Here is a 17,631-nt window from a genome sequence, read left to right on the forward strand (position 1 = left end):
AAGATTTACCCACATTTTTGAGCTTTCCCCAGCGGGCCTTCCAAATTATCAACAATTTATCAACAATCGCGTAATTTCGGCCCCACCGCGGATGCACGTACGGGCCGCACGGCCTATGCTTGTGTCTAATTCTATCAGAAAGTCTTCTCTACGAAGATCATTGTCGGCATATGGGTTCTCGTCGGGATACCCGACGGGATTGCAAAGCAGCAGATGGCATTTGCCCTGCAAATCCACGAACATCTTCTTGATGGCCGTATGAGTATGGCCAGCTTGGTAAATGCTTCCGTCATCCAGGTTTTCAAGATACGGGGCTCCATGAAAATAGAAGAAGTTCGAACACGGGTCATGTATGTAGCGTTCCGCCATCCCGAATTCCAATGGCAAGAAATGAGACATCATAATCTTGGGCTTCTTTAAAGAAAGTTCACGCAGCACGACATCGTAGTGCTCCCACAGACGTTTTGGATTATTACGCATGTAGTTCCAATGGCGACCGTCGAACCAGCGTGTAGACCAAAGCATCTGATTCAAGATTTCCGAAGTTCCCGGCGCATGCATGTACTTGAAATCGCACATACCCATGCATCCGGCAATGCCGTCCTCCATGCAATTTTCTAACAGGCGAATGTTCGGAATCTTTGCGGACTCTTTCAAGAAAAAATCCATCTTGCTTTCGGAAGTTGGGAAGTCTTTTTCAGCACCGAAAACTCCCGCCCTTTCGGTAATGATGTCATGGTTGCCAAAACATACATAGACAGCGCTGTACTTCAACTCTCCTCATCCTCTTCAGTAGTGCTACATTCTTCGTCATACATTTCTTTATGTGGGGCATATTCGTTCGGAACAACATACGACAGGTATTGTAAAAAATTTCTGTAATCCTCTTTCGCGAACACGCTGCCCATGCCAGAAACGCCTTCAAGTACGACATCTGAGTAGCGGTCCAGAACATGGATGTTCCGTTCATGGCGAAACATTAACCTGTACAACATTGCGGCGGCTTGATCCTGATGCTGACTCATAAGTTCATTAAGCCCAGCTATTGATTCCAAGAGTTCCTTCGGCAACTCAAGTTCTTTCTCGTTTTCTGCTTTTTTCTTCACAGTAATTCTCCTTTATTTGATTGTTTCTCGCTTTAGTCGGGACAACAATTCCTCAAACATGTTCCGGTAAGCATCTACATCATCGAGCCGGACAATGGTCGTAATCTTGCTGCCGGCATCCTTGCTTGAAGCTCCGCAATGGTACAGCTTTTCGCTTTTGGTCTTAAAGTCTATAAGAATGTAGCGGTCGTGGAACTTGTGCGCAGCAGAAACCTTGTCAATCGAAACGCCCGGCATCTCGGCCCGATAATCGGCAAGCATATCGTCTGTCATGCGGCTTCCACCGAGCAAGTCGCTGAAAATCAGGACGGAAACGCCTTTGCGCACATTTCGGAGCAAATTCAGCGTTTTAACGTCTACATAGTTATCGACAATCAGCACCGACTTCTTCGCCATGCCGTAGATCTGCGCATAGGCGACATCCGCCTCCAGCTTGTGCCCGTTCAGAATCAAGAAGTGCCTGAAAGACGAAGGATCAACGAAGTTTTCCATGACCATCCGGAGGTCCACATTGATTTTCCCCAGATCGCTCCTGATATCGCGAACTTCGCCAGAAAGTTCCTTTACTTCGGCGGAAACGGCCGCGATTTCATATGTATTTTGAGCAGTCTGCGCAGCAATCTGGGCGATTCCCGCAGTTCCGAGCAGTTGATGGTTTTCCGCAACGATATAGTCCTTCATTTGCTTGAAAAGGCGAATTAGGGCCATACTTTGACGAATCGCCAGGTCACCTTTTAAAACCGTCATAAGCATATAGATGCCCTGTTCGGTGAAGGCATACGGCAATTTTCGTGTTCCACCCCAACTTGATGTGCATTTTTTGCACATCAAGTTTTGCATTTCATCCTCACTCAATTGAAATCGGAAATCCTCCGCAAATCGATCAATGTTGTTTTTCACCTGACGATTAAAAAATCTCGTCTCGTATCCATAAATCTCGGCCAGGTCGGCATCGAGCATCACCTTGACCCCGCGAATGGTGTATATCCGCGATTTGAGCAGGGTTTCGTCAATAAGTGGGAACTCCGCGACAGCCAATTTATCAGTTTTTCTTGCCATACAGCCTCCAAGTGGTCACAATTTGTGACCGGTTAATTTTTAGAGGCGTTCTTGCGAAACTGGAATTCCGGTTAAACAAAAACGCACCAGGCCGAGAGCAGCAGAAATGAGCTTGCTTATTTCTATTGCCGAGGCCAATGCGTTAACATTGATAAATGAAAACGCACCTCACCTTTCTATAGCGAGATGCGTTCAGCGGTAATGTACCTAATATCGGAAATTCTGGCAAGGGGAGTAACGAAATTTTACATTTCGTGCTTAGCTTATTCTTCTATATACGTGAAGGACTGCGGGGCGGATGCAATCCCGTATTCGGCGAGCGTCCTGGGCTCCTTGAACCTGCGCAAAGTCCCCAGCTGGAAGGCGTATGCGACAGTGCGGCCCGCAAAGTAGTCCATGAACTTTGCTCGCGATATCCCCGCGCCGGCATGCGTTTGTTGCCAGAGCCTTTGGGGAGAATCTTGCAGCACGCCCTTCACCTCGACCAGAGCCACCACCTTCTTCACGGGAGTCGTGGAATAAATCAGGATGCGGCCCACCTTGCGCTTGGCGACGGACCTGCGGAACTCGAACTTCTTCGAGCCCTCTAGAATTCTGCTGACATATTCCGGCTTGATGGAAAGAAGGATTGTAGACATGGGCAGGTGTTCACAAATCTAACATTTATTTCCCGGATGTGGGCGTTCCCCGCGCACGCGCGGGGCGGGCTATATGGACGGCTACGCCGTCCGCGGCTTCACTCGGTCATAAAATTATGCAAGCATAATTTTGCGGCACTCGTTTTGCACGCTATCCTAGGGGCAATCGCCTGCACTTTCGCTTGCCGCTCGCCTCCTAGAACCAAGCCTCGCTACGCGAGTCTTGTCCCCAAGGGGTCACTATCCCTAACGCAAAATGCAGGAAAAATATTATATATTTCCAAAAAAGGCAATTCCAAGCATGTCTGAAAGGAAAATGGAATGATCAACAGATTCTTTTACAAAGCCAGTTTAGCCGACTTCATAAAGTCTTCCCCGACAAATATTCTTGGGGTTATTGCAAAAGATGATGAGGGCGACAGCGTCACAGAGCAAAAGCATGCATGGCTAGCAGAAATATCAATCCTTCAGAAAAGCCTGGATTCATGGAAACAAGAATCTGCCGAAATCATTTTTGAATACACCATTCCACGACTCGGCAAACGAATCGATGCAGTCCTTTTACTTCAAGAAAGAGTCTTTGTAATTGAATTCAAGGTTGGAGAAACCGAATTTCTACAGCATGATGTTGACCAGGTTCTAGACTATGCCCTTGACTTAAAGAATTTCCATCAAGGTAGCGTAGATAGGTTTATTGTACCAATATTAGTCGCAACAAATAGCACTGAGCAATCGAGAACATGTCAAACATCTCATTACGATGATGGCATCTATGAGCCCTTAATGACAAATCATGCGAATCTTGGTGAAACAATTCGCTTGGTTTTGTCGGAACCCATTCCGCCCAAGACATACGCAGTCGCCTTGGATGATTGGGCACGCAGCCGATACGCTCCGACGCCAACTATCATCGAAGCTGCGCGTACGCTTTACATGAATCATAGCGTAGAAGAAATCACTCGTCATGAAGCAGAGGGCGAACAGTTAGAGCGCACCACACAATACATTCAGCAAGTAATTCGCGATACCAAAGCGAAACACGAAAAGAGTATATGCTTTGTGACGGGGGTTCCAGGAGCAGGCAAAACACTTGTCGGACTCAATGTAGCCATTCAACAATCCAACGAAGATTTGGCGGTTTACTTGTCTGGCAACGGTCCTTTAATTGAAGTTTTGACAGAAGCCCTGACTCGAGATAAACAAACAAAGGAAAAAGCTCTCGGCAACAAGATTACAAAGAAAGAGGCTGAACGCGAAGTAAAACGATTTATCCACATAATTCATCGTTATCGCGATAACATGCTGGGCAAAGTAAAGATTGTCGGTGATCGATTGATTGCAGATACCACCACTGAACTCGAAGATGAAAAAGCCGGTTACGGTGAAGTGGAAAATATCGCCATCTTTGACGAGGCGCAACGTTCTTGGGACAAGGATCATATCGCCGCATGGCTCAGTAAAAAGAAGGGGCTTGTCGGCTTCCCCATGTCTGAAGGTGAATTTCTTATATGGTCCCTTGACCAACGCAAGGATTGGGCCGTAATCATTTGTCTTGTCGGCGGCGGTCAAGAAATCAATACCGGGGAGGCAGGCATTGGCGAATGGATTCGCGCCCTTAATGAAACATTCCCTGAATGGAATGTATACATATCAAGCCAGCTTACCGCAAAAGAATATGCAGAAGGCAAAGTAAAGAAACTGCTGGAAGCCAACGAGCACGTTGTATATTCAGAAGATTTACACCTTGCTGTTTCCATGCGCAGCTTCCGCGCCGAACGCCTATCGAGCATGGTGCATTACCTATTGGATTGTGACGCTGAGAAAACGCGCGAAATCTACAGAAGTTTTTCCGACCGCTATCCGATTGCGCTAACAAGAAGTATCGAGACAGCCAAGAAATGGCTGCGTCAAAAAGCCCGCGGTAACGAAAGATATGGACTTGTTGTTTCATCAAAGGCTTATCGTTTGAAACCCTTGGCAATCGATGTACGTTGCAAGCCCGATACCGTTCACTGGTTCTTGGATGACATCAACGATGTACGTTCTTCCCTGTTCCTGGAAGACGCCGCCACGGAATTCGATATCCAGGGACTGGAATTGGATTGGACCGGCCTTATATGGGATGGCGACCTTCGCTATAACAACGGCACCTGGGATAATTTTGAGTTTAATGGCGGAACTAAGTGGAATCGCGTCAACAAAGCGGAACGCAAGATGTACCAACTCAATGCCTACCGCGTTTTGATGACCCGCGCCCGTCAAGGCATGGTTATTTGCGTCCCTAAAGGTGACCCGAAAGATTCGACAAGACTCCCCGAATTTTATGATGACACCTATAATTATTTGAAATCGCTGGGATTGATTGATATTGACGCAGATAGCATATAAGAAAAAAATGCAGTTTTTCTAAATCCGAAGTATCACAAAATCATACCAAAAATCCCCACTTGAAAAATCAAGTGAGGCAGAATAATTTATTCTTACGGTCTTGCCTTTCTTTTACAATAGAGGTCCTTAACAGAATTAGAAAGCTGTTTTTCTAATTCCGAGTATTTTTTTTCTTCTTTAACCAGTTCATGGATTTGTTTAGATAAAGAGGCGATCGATCTATGGATAGTATTTTGAGAATCAAATTGTGGTATTCCTATATAGCGAAGGACATCAATCCCTCGGTTTGTATTAATCGCATATCCATCGATGATCTTTACCACAATGGGAGAGTTGATTATGCCGCAAACATAATACGCATCATCTTCATTATCAAGCCCTAACATCAAAACCTTAGAGTCAACCACAATAGTCTTATCTTCAACGAACATTTTCTTATCAGCATTTGGCACGCTGTTGCAATATGTACTAACAACCACTGCGGCCATACATCCCGACTGTTCTTTCCATAGAACCTTATATGGAGCAAACGTGTACGGTCCAATATTATCTAATCGATAAAACGGGTGAATTTTCGGGTTAAAAAACTTTCCATTTTTTTCTCTTGACGCCTGCAACTCATCATGAAAATAAGACCCGGGGAGTATGGCCAGACTATCGGTTGCGCTTCGCGCTCCCTCCAGGGTGACATTAGGGCCACTGAGCCGGGGCTGCAGGCAGGGGGAGGCTTCCCCCGCTCAGGATGACAAGAGTTGTATGACGTCGTTCTCGCAGAAATCTTTGCCGAGGGCTTGCCGGTAGCTCGATTCCAGAGCCTCTCCGGGGGTGCAGTTTTCCCTGAACAAGGCCATGCCGCTGTCCAGGCATTCCATGTCCAGCTCGAGGGGGGCGCTTGACCCATGCGAGTATCGCGCCGCCGAAAGTGGTGTTATTATGGATACTATTCCAATTTGGAATAAGCCATGGTGTTATTTTCCACAAAAAAAAGATCTAGTTTAGCGAAAAGCAACAATAAAGGAGATGAATAACCCATGGATTTACGTCAAATTTTTCTGAAAATTTTTGATAAAAAGGCTTTTCAAAAAGCTCGTGTCAGCGAGTACGGTGCGGGCCATCCATTCTTTAACCTTTTCAATACCGAAATACCAAAGTCTTTGCAAACAATTGTCAACGCCTTTCAATCAAAGCCAACTGGTGTAGCGCAAGCTCTTTACCGAAACTCAAACGCATATTCTTTTGTCGGAAGCATCGGTAAAGGAAAATTGGCCGATATATTTTGGTTCTGCATTTTGGATCGCAAAATAACTGACGATCCCCAAAAAGGCGTCTATATTGTTTACCTTGTCTCCCACAATGGAGAAAGCATTTATTTATCCCTAATACAAGCCATAAACGGTGCCATTGGGACTGAACCTGAATGCGAAGAAGCGATTCGCAAATTGAAAGCGGCTCGTGGAGGCTTAATAGAGAAAATTGAGAATAGGCTTTCCCTAGCCCCAGAAAACTATGCGGAAGGTTTTACAAAAGGCGCAATAGACTTATCGATCAGTAACGAAAAAACCTTTTTTACGGCAAAGGCATATCAAGAAGCTGCACTCTATAGTAAAAAATATAGCTGCGACTGTGTGCCAAGCGAAGAAGAACTCAGAAAAGATTTATGGAAGATGATAAAAATATATGGAAACTATCGTGCGTCATTAACTAACGTGACCCAGCAATAAAAAACTCTTTACATATCTTTCAATAAAAACGATAACAGAAAAGCAAGGGAGCATCGTCTCATGACGTTACAAGAAAAACTCAATACAATCCGCGAACCTAGAATCCCGGAGATTGAAACAGGCTCTTCGGAAACCATCACCGAATTTTGGGACACGTTTGTCGCCCCGAAGCTTATTCCTGTAGAATATGTAAAAGAATGGTGGGAGATCCTGAAAAGATACATTGAAGAGCCTGACGCTCTTTTTGCCATAAGAACTTTCGGGAACGGCCGCGACTGGGACCGCGATCTGCGAAGAGGTTTCTACAACATCGTCACCAACGATACATATAGGTTCTTTTATACGGACAACTTCTTTACGGCTTATTTCTATAAAATGGCTTATGACCGCTACGTCCCCAGTTACGAGGACTTCAAGGAAACTATGATTTCCCGAAAGTTTCCTGCCCGCTTTGGACGAAGCCAGCAATCAGAAAGAGATAAAGCAGCAATATCGCTGGCAGGAAAAGATCCGTATATCGCCAACGCAGGATATAAAATTTCCCATATCGTAAACGCAGGCGCAGATATATGGGATGGAAGGAAATCGGCAAAGATCTCGGATATCTGCAAAAAATTCTTCCCGCGAGGCGAATACGAAGATTGGACGCTTCACGAGGATCCTTCGGGAAACTTTTACGCTAGAGATATTGAAGTTGACGAACACGGGAAAGAACTGCTTAAAGCGCATTTCCTCCGCCTAACCTGCCCCATGAACTTCATTTTGACACCCAAAAGGAGTCTGCAACAACTGCAAGTCCGCGTAAAGCTAAACGACATTGGCGAATCTGATCAATTGCAGAAATTCGCAATGAAGAAATACCATGAATTATATGGTAATATGTACGAAGATTTTTTGTCAAAAATTGCGATGAAGCCTGATTTCGACATAAATACAGTAACCTCAACAGGCGATTTTATTGTCGGGATTCAATATGGCACAACCTTCGCACAGGCTACACCTCCTGCACCAACGGACGAAGAAAAAACAAATCAGCCTCGACGCCCAAGAACCCGAGCAGCAGCTAATCAATCCGAGCAAGAATTTAGGGATTGGATGATTAACGCAAATGACATTAAACCAGGAACAGCGGATAATTACATATGCGCCCTTCATCGTATTCTGGAAGATGCAGATAACGTCGAGTTCGATACATTTGCAGATTCTATTCAAGACATCGCTTACAAATACATGCGTGGAAACGATAAGGAAGCACTAGGCGACACATACTCCGGGTCTGGAAGAGGTGTCATCAATCAATTGGTTGCTTTCATGCAGGAACACTAAACAAAGCAATGTGAGCGGGGCGTTGCGGGGCCGTCGTCATTCTTCCATCAGTACCGCGATGTCGTCCTTGTCGAAGTCCTTGCCGAAGGCTTGCCGGTAGCTCGATTCCAGCGCCTCTCCGGGGGGGGCAGTTTTCCCTAAACAGGACCATGCCACTGTCCAGGCATTCCATGTCGAAACAGATGCGGCTTATAATCCACTGTAATGGAGTGCCTTGCCGGCTTCTCTTTACTCCAATTGGGGATGCTGTTGTTTTTTTCCAGTTGCGAACAATGGAACATGCCGCTATTGTATTTCAAATTCGGAGCATTCCAGTTGCCGACATCGCCGTTAAATTTTGAATTGGCGAACATATAGCTCATGTCGGTCACGTTGTATACGTCCCAGCGGCTGATATCGCCATTGAAAGCGGATCCATTGAACATCTCGCGCATGTCAACCACGTTAGACACGTTCCAACGGCTGATGTCTTGGTTAAAATGCGTTCCGTAAAACATGTAGCTCATGTCGGTCACGTTAGACACATCCCAGCGACTGATGTCTCCGTTGAATTGCGAACCACAGAACATATCCTTCATCGTTGTTACTTTTGACACGTCCCATTTGCTAATATTCCCATAGAACCGCATGTTTTTAAACAGTCCTCTCATGTTCGTAACACGCGATACGTTGATGAAGTTCAAGTTGCACTCTGGGCCTTCTTTCTCGATGGTTTCTGCGATAAGCTGATCCAGATGAGCGCGGTCGCGTGCGAGGACTTTTTCCTTTTTTCCTGATTTTGCCTGTATTGTACCATTGAGGAAGCCCGTCATGTCTTGTACCATGGTCGTATTCCATCCGCTAATGTCTCCATTGAATTTGGACCCAACGAACATATAGCACATGCTGATTACATTTGATACATCCCAGTTATCTATGTCTCCATTGAATTGGGAATGCGCAAACATGTTATTCATGCATTTTACTTTCGACACGTCCCAGCGACCGATATCTCCGTTAAAACTGGATCTCTCAAACATATGACTCATGTTAGTTACATTAGATACATCCCACCCGCTAATATCGCCATTAAAATCGGAATTGTAGAACAAGCAGCCCATATCGGTCACATTTGACACGTTGATTTCATTGAGATTACAATTGTTTCCGTTTAATCCGATCATGGCGGAAACTAGCGCATTCAAATGAATAACATCCCTGGCAACAATTTCATTGGAACTGTTTTTTGCGTTCTCGATTACTTGATGGAAAAAGTTTTTGATCCAAAATTCGGCTTTTGATGTTTTTTCAAAAGAAGAATTTTCGAAGATATTATCTATTGAGCAAAGATCATTCATTTCCCAATTGCTGATGTCGCCATTGAATGCTGCTTCCGAAAACATGTAGCTCATGTCAGTCACATTGGACACGTTCCACCCGCTAATATCGCCTTTAAATGGAGAATTACGAAACATCCAGGAGATATTTTCAACATAGGTTACATTCCATCGGCTGATGTCGCCATTGAATGCCGCTTCCGAAAACATGTAACTCATATCTGCCACATTGGACACATCCCACCGGCTAATATCTCCATCAAATTGGCTGCATTCAAACATATGACTCATATCGATCACTTTGGACACGTTCCACTTGCTAATATCACCATTGAATTCGGGATATCGAGAAAACAGGTATTTCATGGTCGATACCCGCGAGACATCAATAAAATTCAGGTCGCAGCAGGGGCCGTCCTTTTCGATTGCCTCTTCGATGAGCTGTTCAAGATGTTCCTGGTCTTTTGCAATAATCATTTGGAATCTCCTTTTTTTGTGTTTAGGATGGTGTTATCTCCAGCTAGGGGTAATTTCCTCGCCGTAGATTTCGTCTAGTTTCAACAGGTGCAGGGCAGTCTCGAAGACTGTTCCCGATTCTGCCGGGCGGTGACGGCGCTTCCATTTTTCCAGTAGCAGGCGGAAATCGTGGCACTTGGATTGCGGGTCATGCTCGAGCTCGTAGAGGTCGCTTTCTTTTCCGCAGGCGCTGCAGTAGATGCGGCTTTTTTCCGGAAAATCCGGGAAATCGTCCGGCAGGCTGCAGAACATCGTAAACGGGTGTTCCACGTACGGAATGAAATACGCGTCCTCGTTGCATTCGGGGCAGGCGGTGCGCATGCAGCGCGCACGCCAGGCAAATGCGAGCGAGCCGAGCGTCACGCCCCTTATCCCATGCACCACGCCGATGGAGTCCATGGAGATGTCCCTGAGCGCTGGGGTCTTCAGGATCTTCTTCCAGTTTCTCATGATAAGGGGGAAACTGTCCCAGAAGAGCTTGAGCCGTCTTTCCCTTTGTGCGGACACCTCCTTTTCGTAGGCGATTTCGTGCTCGCTCACGAGTGGCACGCCCGCCTTTGTCCGCAAGAAGTAATGACTGAGCGTTTCCCTGCGGTTGCAGAACCCTTCGCTTTTAGCCGTTTCGGTATCGGCGAAGCAGTTCAGGAGCACATAGTTGCGCTTAGTTTCTGCCATGGACATTATTCCTCCTTCTTGTAAAGCGTTCTCAAGACCCTTCCCAGTTTCGCATCGGAGGGGCTCCAGGGCACATCGACTTCATAGAAGCCGTCCCACATGCGCTCCCCGGTACAGCGTTCCGTCAAGATAAGCTCGGGAAACACGTTGCGCCTGAGGGCAATCTTGTGGAGCAGCTGATCCTTCCCATAGCGGGCGTACTGTCCGCCATAGCCGTAGTCGTCGATCAGCATGGCGAACAGGTTCGCATTCTTGTTCGCGTACAGGGCGTTGAACACGGGGAAGGCATCGCCTCCGATAAAGAGCAGTGCAAAGCGTGCCGCACCAAAGGAATTGTCCAGGCCCGCCTTGAGTTCGAACACCAGGAACTTCACATAATGCTTGATCGTGTCGAAATCCTCGCGCTCCGTGTGGCTGTACGTAAAAGCATGAAAAACTTCTTTGCCGGAATCCAGTCCGAAATCGGTGACAAACGAATACGGCTGGCGAAACATGGAGAAAAAGAAGCTCTCGGAAATGTCGCGTTCGTAGATAATGTCATATCCCGGGAACATCGGCTTTTTCAGGTTATTCTCGAGCTTTTCCTTCGCAATTGCGTAGTCCACGTTGACAAAGCAGTAGGCGCTGTGGCTGCGCGTGAAGGCGTTTACCGTGTACGGATCGATTCCGGAACCCGGATAGAACACCGTGCGCGAGCCGAAGAATTCCTTCCACGGAATCCTTGAATTCTTATTGATTTCCCAAAGCCAGGCCGGGAGAGGTGCCTGATAGTGCGTGTAGAGGTATTCAGTCTGATTCATTTTATCTCCTTTGTTATTTACTGAGTTGCCTAGATGCGGACTGGGTTATCGTAAGTGATGTCGGTACAAGACTGAAAAGAGATGCACATATTCACAAAATCCTGCAGGGCGAAAGTCTGGCTGTCGAACATCAGGAACCCAGCGTGCTTGTGCAAGGGCAGCTTCCGGAATTCCGAGATAGAGGCGCATTCCCTCTGGTTTTCCTTGAAATCGTACCCCCAATCTGTTGTTGGCTTCACAAGCTTGTTATCGAAACTATCAAAGGTGTTCCTAACGAACTCGCACTGGTGTGATTTTGGGATTGCCCTCCACAGAAGCTGCGCGAAGTCTTTATCTTCATTTTCGATGTAGTAGCCCGTGTAGCGGATCCTTGATTGTGCAAGGTACGTGTCGACAAAGTAGTGCTTCTGCTTGAACATTTCCTTAAAATTGCGCTTGAGCTGTTTCAGGCTCTTGTACAGATCAAATTCCGTATTGTGAATCGCACGGTTAAACAAGACAATACGAGCCTTATTGGCGGGGGTCCACTGGAATTCGGCATCCAGAATCATCTTGCGGCGGGCCAGGAACTGGCGGCAGATGTGATTTATTGTCTCTGAATTGAATGATTCCTGCTTTGACCAGCCGCGCCACTTTTTCAGCAGGTCCATGCCGACATGATCGTTATGATTCATAAAGAACTTGTCGATAATGTAGTCGAAAGGGAAATCAATTGAGTCGTGTAGCATTTTAGGCCTCCATTTGCATGTTGATTTTTTGAAGTTCGATATCGGTGTCAAGACGCTGAATCTGGTCGATGGTGCTGTTAGGGAACTTGACTTCCACCGACATCCAAATTCCGTCGCCATCCAGGTTCTCGATAAGTCCGATAAGCTTAGTCCTCTGCTCCTGATCCATGAGGTTCACCATAAAATTGAGCGGGGCGTCCTTTTTCAAGTAAGACGGTCCCTCAGACACCTTCAGGAATTCCGCCAGCTTGTGTCGCATCGCGGTACGCATCATGAAAATGTCCTTAGGATTCTCGTTCCTTGTCTGGGGCCAGGCCGGGCACTTGCAGCGCCTTGCAAAAAATCCATTTGCCCCAAAAATGGAGTCGTGCAGCAGATCAAAACCATCCACCGGGCCAAAAATCAGCCAAGTAAACGGGTCGGGATCATGACGGTTGGTCCCATCCTTGTATTCGATGGTGATGCGGTCCAGGTTGCGTTCCTTGCGGGTGCACTCCTTCAGCGCAAGGTCGTTCTTGCTGTCGGTAAAGCTCACCCACACGTTGTAATGGGATTCCGGAAGCTGCTTCAGAATCATCTTGACGCTGGATTCGGAGATCCATTCGTGTCCGAAAATCCCGGTAATGTTCTTATAGGCCATGATTCCTCCTTGTTTTATTCTTTTAGCGGCTTTTCGTTGAACATTTCATAGTTTTCGGTGCGCATCGAGCGGAATCCGCGGCGGGTGATCAGGACGCTGTCGAGAATACGGATGCCGAGCAATGCGCCCGCCTTGATGAGCTGAGTGGTAAAATTGTAGTCCGCCTGGCTAAAACGGGGAGATCCGCTCGGGTGGTTGTGCACGAAGACGATGCCGCTAGCCTGGTCTTCAATCGCGCAGCGAAACACTGTGACAGGATCCGCCTGAACCGAGCCGACGCAACCGGAAGAGAACTCGTGACGCTTGATGAGAGAATTGTCCGAGTCGATGGTGAGGACCACCAAATGCTCAACCGGGGCAAACTTGAGTTTGCTCAGGTAGAAAGCGACCTTCCTGGGGTCACTCAGGTGCGTGGGCGAGGAGTCAAGAAGGTAAGTGCCGGAAAGCTTGGCGGCGGCCACGATCTTGTGGGCAATGCTGCGCGAAAGTTTCTGATTCCTGCGGGCAACACAGCGCGAAATTTTCATATTTTCAACGAGATCATCTTCTGTGGGCAATTCGCGACAGTGCGAGAGATAGTTGACTGCATCAACGGCAATTTCGTCTGACCCGAGAAGGGTCGCAAACAGGGGAATTGCATCGAAAACCATATTACTTTCCTCCTTTTGCGAGCCAGCCATAGAAGCGGATAATACTCTTCGTCAAAGGAAGGTCGTATCCCATCATGTTATGGAAGCCCGTCGAGATATTAAAGTAGGTGATCACTCCAAAGAAAGCGACAGTAGCGACCTTTTCGGCGGTTTCGCTATAGAAAACGCTGTCCCAGCCAACCAAGGCGCAAATCATCGCCTGGACGGCGAAGGTGATCCAGCAGCCTCCCGCGACACCGAAATGCTTGAAGAGCACCTTGCCGATGGGGTTACGCTCCATGTTGGCCGTCTTGACGCGCTTGATCGTGCTGAAGACGTCGGTGAGCTTGGTGAGCGCCGCGAGCGTGGCGAACGCGATGACGATGATGTTCATGATGTGCATATTATGCCTCCTGTTTTGATTGTTGTAAAAGGATCAGGATTACTAAAGACCGTCCCACCCTGGGTAATCTATTGTTTCCGTATGGTATTCCGAGCCTGGAGCGTTCGCAGTGCCAATCCAATAGTTGAGTTGCTTGCGATAGCGAGGTCCGCCGCACTTGTCCACGAGTTCCTTCTGCGTGACGAGCACGAAATCGATGAGCGCGCCGTTGCGGAAGTAGGGAGTCGCGTCCTCGGCAGCCTTGAAGGTCTTCGCGGCCACCACGTCCATCCTTCCCTGCTGGGCCACCGTGACGATGATGTCGGGGCAGTACTCGACATGGTCGGTGGTGAGCATCGGGCCACCCCCGGGAACCGCGATGTCGTACCCGCAGACGAACCCGAGGCACTTTCCTTCCTGGCGGTCAATCATCGCGCTGTAGATGTGCCTGACGGTGACCCCGGGGCAGTAGTACGCGTCCATGCGGGGCTCGTAGTATGCCGGGAACACCAGGTCCCCGAGGTAGGAGCACATGGACTTGCCGTTCTCCTTGTAGAGGCGGGCCTGCGACGCGTCGAGGAACCATGCCGTGCCGGTGCGGAACGGGTTCACGCTGAATGTGAACTTGGACGGTAGCCCAGGCACCTTCGCGCCGAACAGCATACTTGCAGTGAGCGTCGCTCCGATAAAGATTTTCTTGATTGCGTTCATGGTAGTCTCCTTTTTGCAGTAGTCGTTATTAGCCATAGGATCGTGATTAACACCGCCCTGCAATGTCCTAGGTGTCCCAAAATCAGAGCGTAGATACCTCCCTGCCGGAATACGGTAGTGCGCGAAAGCAAATCGAGATCCGTTTTTTTCGAATTTACGGGGTTAACACAGCCTCGCCGCCCAACAGAAAAGAATGATTATTGATGAACAAGACTTAAAGCGGGGCGGTACGACCTTTGACCACTTAGCGCTTTAGCGCTTACGTGGGCATGGCCACCTTTAGGTGGTGCCAACGGGGTTTTAGGGGCGGAGCTCCTAGGAGAGGGGGTGTCCGGAAGACCCGGGGAGTGTGGCCATGGACCCTATCGGTTGCGCTTCGCGCTCCCTCCAGGGTGACATTAGGGCCACCGAGCCGAGGCTGCAGGCAGGGGACAACTATGCAAGGCGAGTGTCGCGACAGACCGCTTGCGGGCTGGCATGATCGAGCCGAACAGTTGGGACTTTAGTCCCACCTTCCCCCACCAAGTGAAAAGGCGGCGTCATTCTTCCATCAGTACCGCGATGTCGTCCTTGTCGAAGTCGGTGCCGAAGGCTTGCCGGTAGCTCGATTCCAGCGCCTCTCCGGGGGTGCAGTTTTCCCTGAACAGGACCATGCCGCTGTCCAGGCATTCCATGTCAAGCTCGCCGTCGGTGTCGGTGCTTTCCGGCCGGAACGTGGACCATAGGCAATAGTCGGTGAACCCTTCCCGAATGTCTTCTTCGAGCAGGTTGTCGCCGGTGCCCGCCTGGACTTTCAGGAACGCCTTTGCGCTCTTGACCCATGCGAGTATCGCGCCGCCGAACGTGTCGTTTTCCATAGTGCCTCCGCCCCGAAAGATAGATAATGCTAGTGACAGAAAATGTCTTTTTGAGGGGCACGAAATTTCTTTGCGATTTTGTTCGGGAAAGGGGTTGACAATCGTTTGACGTGATTCTATATTTAATAGTGCTCAAATGCGCAAAGCCGTAGTGCGACGCCATTTTATGCTTGTTGGCGCCGAAGGAGGTATAGATGATGTTGACCGAACCTGCAAATAAATGTAGATTATGGGGGTATTATGGCTCTTGAAATAAGAAATATCCCGGTTCTTACAGGCTCTACGGCAGAGTCGTTCGTTCGTGCTGCCGAAGAACACGAAAAGAATCCGCGTCGTCTCGGGCTCAAGGTTTCCTTCGCCCAAATCGACGAGATGGCCGCCCGCGGCCGTTCTTACAGAGAGGCCCATAATGGAAAGAATCCGTTTAGCATCTGATTGCACCCTTTACCCCATCGACAAGAATACCGACCTGTCCTCGTTCTGCTGCGGCGATGAGGATCTAGATGATTTCTTTCGGAACGATGCGTACTTGTACTCCGCTCAATTGTTGGGGAAAAGCTATATCGCTGTAACGAATACGGAATCGCCGCAGATAGCCTGCGCCTTCACTTTGTCCAACGACAGCATCAAATCGACAATGATTCCCAAGTCTTCGCGGAACCGCCTGGAACGCAAGGTGCCCAATGCAAAGCATACGCGTACGTATCCTGCGCTCCTGATTGGACGATTGGGAGTTAACGGCCAGTTCCAACGCAGCGGCTTGCACTTGGGGAGTCAGGTCATTGATTATCTGATTTCCTGGTTTATCCACCCGGATAACAAGACCGGTTGTCGCTTTATGGTTGTCGATGCCTACAACAGGCCCGAAACGATAAATTTTTACCAAAAGAACGGTTTCCGTTTTTTGTATTCGGACGAAAATCTCGAGAAAGAAGCCTTCCGTGTTGATTCGAGCCAGTCGTTGAACACCAGGATGATGTATCTGGACTTAATCGACTTCGTGTCGTAGAAATTTTGACACCACTGGTGACACTAGGCACGAACACGTTTTTCTTCAATCCAGATTTTAATTATACCGAATTCGGTACAGTTAAAAATATGGCAGGAAGCAACAATTTCGTCCTTTCGACAAAATAATGGATACTTTCCACTAATCAACTACCATATCCATACGGACGCAATCAAGCAAAACTTGATTCCCGCGACGCTTTCGAAGCAGCAGATGAGCATGGTTTATGCAAGCGAGGCAGACGTTTTGAATGTCGCCCTGTTTGGCTTTACCGCGAAGGAATGGCGCGATGCCCATGCCGACTTGCAGGGGAATGTCCGCAACTATGCGACGGTGAACCAGCTGATTTGCCTTTCGAATATGGAATCGCTGAATTCCGTATTGATTAAGGAGGGGCTGCCGCAACCCGAACGCCTGCAGAAGCTGAACCAGATAGCGATTTCGCAGATGACCGTGCTGAAGTCGATTGGGGAAAACAAGTTGTTGAAATAAGTTGTCTCGGGATTCTTTTGTATGGTCGCCGCAGATTTACCCCAGTGTGGTCCACATTACGCTTCACGTCATTTCTGGCATGTGCCGCACGCCGAGGCCGCCGGGAGATTTCATCCACTCGGTTCCCGGCCAGAGTCTGAATTCCAGTACGGGGATGCCTAGGAGTCCTTCGTAGATGGCGACGTCGCCCGTCACGATTTCGCCGATAATCAAGCCGCATCCGTTTGTCTTGTCGAACAGCTTTTCGGCCTTGGCGCGGTTTCTCTTGAGTTTTGCGAGCGCGGTTTCGCGGTCTTTTGCGGTCGCTTTCTTCAGGAATTTGCTCCACAGTTTTTCCCACTTGGCGATGTCGTTTTGCAGGTCGTCTTCATGGGCGCGAGATTTGGAGACTGCGACGGCGAGGCGCTTGTTCGCAAACATTTTTGCGTTTGTCCTCCATTCAAATGTCTTTACGCCGGTAAGCACTAGCTGGACGTACGGCGAGCGGATGACGAAGTAGTGTGACGGTTTACCTTGCATTTGGCGGGTCTCCGGAGAATGTTTGACTTTATTTAAAATACTCTATTGATTGCCTGCGGTCAAGCGGGGCGTTGCGGCCTTTGACCACTTAGCGCTTTTATACGATACTTGGTGCTTTA

21 protein-coding genes and 1 pseudogene are annotated in these 17,631 nt (G+C 48.2%); 6 read left to right on the forward strand and 16 right to left on the reverse strand.

The window, feature by feature from the left end:
• Positions 1 to 48 precede the first annotated feature (48 nt).
• The 4 genes from ACKI61_RS08170 to ACKI61_RS08185 form a co-directional block, all read right to left on the reverse strand.
• Positions 49 to 774 carry a hypothetical protein gene (locus tag ACKI61_RS08170; protein ID WP_407457250.1) on the reverse strand — a complete coding sequence of 242 codons (726 nt, stop codon included), beginning with the start codon at positions 772 to 774 and terminating at the stop codon, positions 49 to 51.
• Positions 771 to 1,106 (reverse strand): hypothetical protein, encoded by a 336-nt coding sequence (locus ACKI61_RS08175; protein WP_407457251.1) that lies wholly within the window; start codon positions 1,104 to 1,106, stop codon positions 771 to 773. Before ACKI61_RS08175 ends, ACKI61_RS08170 begins: the two co-directional genes overlap by 4 nt.
• Positions 1,107 to 1,118: 12 nt before the next feature.
• Positions 1,119 to 2,165 (reverse strand): ORF6N domain-containing protein, encoded by a 1,047-nt coding sequence (locus tag ACKI61_RS08180; RefSeq protein WP_407457252.1) that lies wholly within the window; start codon positions 2,163 to 2,165, stop codon positions 1,119 to 1,121.
• 263 nt (positions 2,166 to 2,428) lie between these two features.
• Positions 2,429 to 2,803, reverse strand: coding sequence for an ASCH domain-containing protein (locus ACKI61_RS08185; protein ID WP_407457253.1), 375 nt, complete (start codon positions 2,801 to 2,803; stop codon positions 2,429 to 2,431).
• A 321-nt stretch (positions 2,804 to 3,124) separates the two neighbouring features.
• Here ACKI61_RS08185 and ACKI61_RS08190 point away from each other — a divergent pair, with 321 nt between their 5' ends.
• Complete coding sequence (locus ACKI61_RS08190; protein ID WP_407457254.1) at positions 3,125 to 5,191, forward strand: DNA/RNA helicase domain-containing protein; 2,067 nt, start codon at positions 3,125 to 3,127, stop codon at positions 5,189 to 5,191.
• A gap of 92 nt (positions 5,192 to 5,283) precedes the next feature.
• On the opposite strand, the gene ACKI61_RS08195 is transcribed toward ACKI61_RS08190, so the two are convergent.
• Both ACKI61_RS08195 and ACKI61_RS08200 read right to left on the reverse strand, forming a co-directional pair.
• Positions 5,284 to 5,679 (reverse strand): hypothetical protein, encoded by a 396-nt coding sequence (locus ACKI61_RS08195; protein ID WP_407457255.1) that lies wholly within the window; start codon positions 5,677 to 5,679, stop codon positions 5,284 to 5,286.
• A 249-nt stretch (positions 5,680 to 5,928) separates the two neighbouring features.
• Positions 5,929 to 6,063 (reverse strand): hypothetical protein, encoded by a 135-nt coding sequence (locus ACKI61_RS08200; protein ID WP_407457256.1) that lies wholly within the window; start codon positions 6,061 to 6,063, stop codon positions 5,929 to 5,931.
• Between the two features lie 159 nt (positions 6,064 to 6,222).
• Between ACKI61_RS08200 and ACKI61_RS08205 the strand changes: the two genes are divergently transcribed.
• Positions 6,223 to 6,912, forward strand: a complete 690-nt coding sequence (locus ACKI61_RS08205) for an MrcB family domain-containing protein (RefSeq protein ID WP_407457257.1) — start codon at positions 6,223 to 6,225, stop codon at positions 6,910 to 6,912.
• 60 nt (positions 6,913 to 6,972) lie between these two features.
• Positions 6,973 to 8,238, forward strand: coding sequence for a hypothetical protein (locus tag ACKI61_RS08210; protein ID WP_407457258.1), 1,266 nt, complete (start codon positions 6,973 to 6,975; stop codon positions 8,236 to 8,238).
• A 137-nt stretch (positions 8,239 to 8,375) separates the two neighbouring features.
• Here ACKI61_RS08210 and ACKI61_RS08215 read toward each other — a convergent pair whose 3' ends face one another.
• From ACKI61_RS08215 to ACKI61_RS08255, 9 genes are all read right to left on the reverse strand, one after another.
• A complete protein-coding gene (locus tag ACKI61_RS08215) occupies positions 8,376 to 10,031 on the reverse strand; it encodes a BspA family leucine-rich repeat surface protein (protein ID WP_407457259.1) in 1,656 nt (551 codons plus the stop codon).
• A 33-nt stretch (positions 10,032 to 10,064) separates the two neighbouring features.
• Positions 10,065 to 10,745, reverse strand: a complete 681-nt coding sequence (locus ACKI61_RS08220; RefSeq protein ID WP_407457260.1) for a hypothetical protein — start codon at positions 10,743 to 10,745, stop codon at positions 10,065 to 10,067.
• A 5-nt stretch (positions 10,746 to 10,750) separates the two neighbouring features.
• Positions 10,751 to 11,545, reverse strand: a complete 795-nt coding sequence (locus tag ACKI61_RS08225; protein ID WP_407457261.1) for a hypothetical protein — start codon at positions 11,543 to 11,545, stop codon at positions 10,751 to 10,753.
• A 29-nt stretch (positions 11,546 to 11,574) separates the two neighbouring features.
• A complete protein-coding gene (locus ACKI61_RS08230; protein ID WP_407457262.1) occupies positions 11,575 to 12,273 on the reverse strand; it encodes a hypothetical protein in 699 nt (232 codons plus the stop codon).
• A gap of 1 nt (position 12,274) precedes the next feature.
• Positions 12,275 to 12,913, reverse strand: coding sequence for a hypothetical protein (locus ACKI61_RS08235; RefSeq protein ID WP_407457263.1), 639 nt, complete (start codon positions 12,911 to 12,913; stop codon positions 12,275 to 12,277).
• Positions 12,914 to 12,927: 14 nt separating this feature from the next.
• Entirely contained in the window at positions 12,928 to 13,563 is a 636-nt protein-coding gene (locus ACKI61_RS08240; RefSeq protein ID WP_407457264.1) for a JAB domain-containing protein, read from the reverse strand.
• A 1-nt stretch (position 13,564) separates the two neighbouring features.
• The gene (locus tag ACKI61_RS08245) at positions 13,565 to 13,945 is read right to left on the reverse strand and encodes a hypothetical protein (protein ID WP_407457265.1); all 381 of its coding nucleotides are present in this window, start codon (positions 13,943 to 13,945) and stop codon (positions 13,565 to 13,567) included.
• A 42-nt stretch (positions 13,946 to 13,987) separates the two neighbouring features.
• Positions 13,988 to 14,671 carry a hypothetical protein gene (locus ACKI61_RS08250; RefSeq protein ID WP_407457266.1) on the reverse strand — a complete coding sequence of 228 codons (684 nt, stop codon included), beginning with the start codon at positions 14,669 to 14,671 and terminating at the stop codon, positions 13,988 to 13,990.
• Positions 14,672 to 15,174: 503 nt separating this feature from the next.
• Entirely contained in the window at positions 15,175 to 15,492 is a 318-nt protein-coding gene (locus ACKI61_RS08255; protein ID WP_407457267.1) for a hypothetical protein, read from the reverse strand.
• A gap of 240 nt (positions 15,493 to 15,732) precedes the next feature.
• Between ACKI61_RS08255 and ACKI61_RS08260 the strand changes: the two genes are divergently transcribed.
• From ACKI61_RS08260 to ACKI61_RS08270, 3 genes and pseudogenes are all read left to right on the forward strand, one after another.
• On the forward strand, positions 15,733 to 15,927 hold the full coding sequence (locus ACKI61_RS08260; RefSeq protein ID WP_407457268.1) for a hypothetical protein: 195 nt from the start codon (positions 15,733 to 15,735) through the stop codon (positions 15,925 to 15,927).
• On the forward strand, positions 15,902 to 16,501 hold the full coding sequence (locus ACKI61_RS08265; RefSeq protein ID WP_173382438.1) for a GNAT family N-acetyltransferase: 600 nt from the start codon (positions 15,902 to 15,904) through the stop codon (positions 16,499 to 16,501). Before ACKI61_RS08260 ends, ACKI61_RS08265 begins: the two co-directional genes overlap by 26 nt.
• A gap of 144 nt (positions 16,502 to 16,645) precedes the next feature.
• Positions 16,646 to 16,993: pseudogene (locus ACKI61_RS08270) on the forward strand (KilA-N domain-containing protein); the annotation flags it as partial.
• 63 nt (positions 16,994 to 17,056) lie between these two features.
• Here ACKI61_RS08270 and ACKI61_RS08275 read toward each other — a convergent pair.
• Positions 17,057 to 17,512, reverse strand: a complete 456-nt coding sequence (locus ACKI61_RS08275; RefSeq protein ID WP_407457269.1) for a hypothetical protein — start codon at positions 17,510 to 17,512, stop codon at positions 17,057 to 17,059.
• Positions 17,513 to 17,631 lie beyond the last annotated feature (119 nt).

Source organism: Fibrobacter sp., from assembly GCF_045601785.1.
GTDB lineage: Bacteria > Fibrobacterota > Fibrobacteria > Fibrobacterales > Fibrobacteraceae > Fibrobacter.

Excerpts from the sequence above, each read along its gene's own strand:
- ACKI61_RS08250 (WP_407457266.1), bottom strand. The coding sequence starts at position 14,671 with ATGGCTAATAACGACTACTGCAAAAAGGAGACTACCATGAACGCAATC.
- ACKI61_RS08265 (WP_173382438.1), top strand. The coding sequence starts at position 15,902 with ATGGAAAGAATCCGTTTAGCATCTGATTGCACCCTTTACCCCATCGAC.
- ACKI61_RS08205 (WP_407457257.1), top strand. The coding sequence starts at position 6,223 with ATGGATTTACGTCAAATTTTTCTGAAAATTTTTGATAAAAAGGCTTTT.
- ACKI61_RS08210 (WP_407457258.1), top strand. The coding sequence starts at position 6,973 with ATGACGTTACAAGAAAAACTCAATACAATCCGCGAACCTAGAATCCCG.
- ACKI61_RS08215 (WP_407457259.1), bottom strand. The coding sequence starts at position 10,031 with ATGATTATTGCAAAAGACCAGGAACATCTTGAACAGCTCATCGAAGAG.
- ACKI61_RS08240 (WP_407457264.1), bottom strand. The coding sequence starts at position 13,563 with ATGGTTTTCGATGCAATTCCCCTGTTTGCGACCCTTCTCGGGTCAGAC.
- ACKI61_RS08260 (WP_407457268.1), top strand. The coding sequence starts at position 15,733 with ATGGCTCTTGAAATAAGAAATATCCCGGTTCTTACAGGCTCTACGGCA.
- ACKI61_RS08245 (WP_407457265.1), bottom strand. The coding sequence starts at position 13,945 with ATGCACATCATGAACATCATCGTCATCGCGTTCGCCACGCTCGCGGCG.
- ACKI61_RS08180 (WP_407457252.1), bottom strand. The coding sequence starts at position 2,165 with ATGGCAAGAAAAACTGATAAATTGGCTGTCGCGGAGTTCCCACTTATT.
- ACKI61_RS08230 (WP_407457262.1), bottom strand. The coding sequence starts at position 12,273 with ATGCTACACGACTCAATTGATTTCCCTTTCGACTACATTATCGACAAG.
- ACKI61_RS08185 (WP_407457253.1), bottom strand. The coding sequence starts at position 2,803 with ATGTCTACAATCCTTCTTTCCATCAAGCCGGAATATGTCAGCAGAATT.
- ACKI61_RS08225 (WP_407457261.1), bottom strand. The coding sequence starts at position 11,545 with ATGAATCAGACTGAATACCTCTACACGCACTATCAGGCACCTCTCCCG.
- ACKI61_RS08195 (WP_407457255.1), bottom strand. The coding sequence starts at position 5,679 with ATGGCCGCAGTGGTTGTTAGTACATATTGCAACAGCGTGCCAAATGCT.
- ACKI61_RS08235 (WP_407457263.1), bottom strand. The coding sequence starts at position 12,913 with ATGGCCTATAAGAACATTACCGGGATTTTCGGACACGAATGGATCTCC.
- ACKI61_RS08220 (WP_407457260.1), bottom strand. The coding sequence starts at position 10,745 with ATGGCAGAAACTAAGCGCAACTATGTGCTCCTGAACTGCTTCGCCGAT.
- ACKI61_RS08190 (WP_407457254.1), top strand. The coding sequence starts at position 3,125 with ATGATCAACAGATTCTTTTACAAAGCCAGTTTAGCCGACTTCATAAAG.
- ACKI61_RS08255 (WP_407457267.1), bottom strand. The coding sequence starts at position 15,492 with ATGGAAAACGACACGTTCGGCGGCGCGATACTCGCATGGGTCAAGAGC.
- ACKI61_RS08275 (WP_407457269.1), bottom strand. The coding sequence starts at position 17,512 with ATGCAAGGTAAACCGTCACACTACTTCGTCATCCGCTCGCCGTACGTC.
- ACKI61_RS08200 (WP_407457256.1), bottom strand. The coding sequence starts at position 6,063 with ATGGAATGCCTGGACAGCGGCATGGCCTTGTTCAGGGAAAACTGCACC.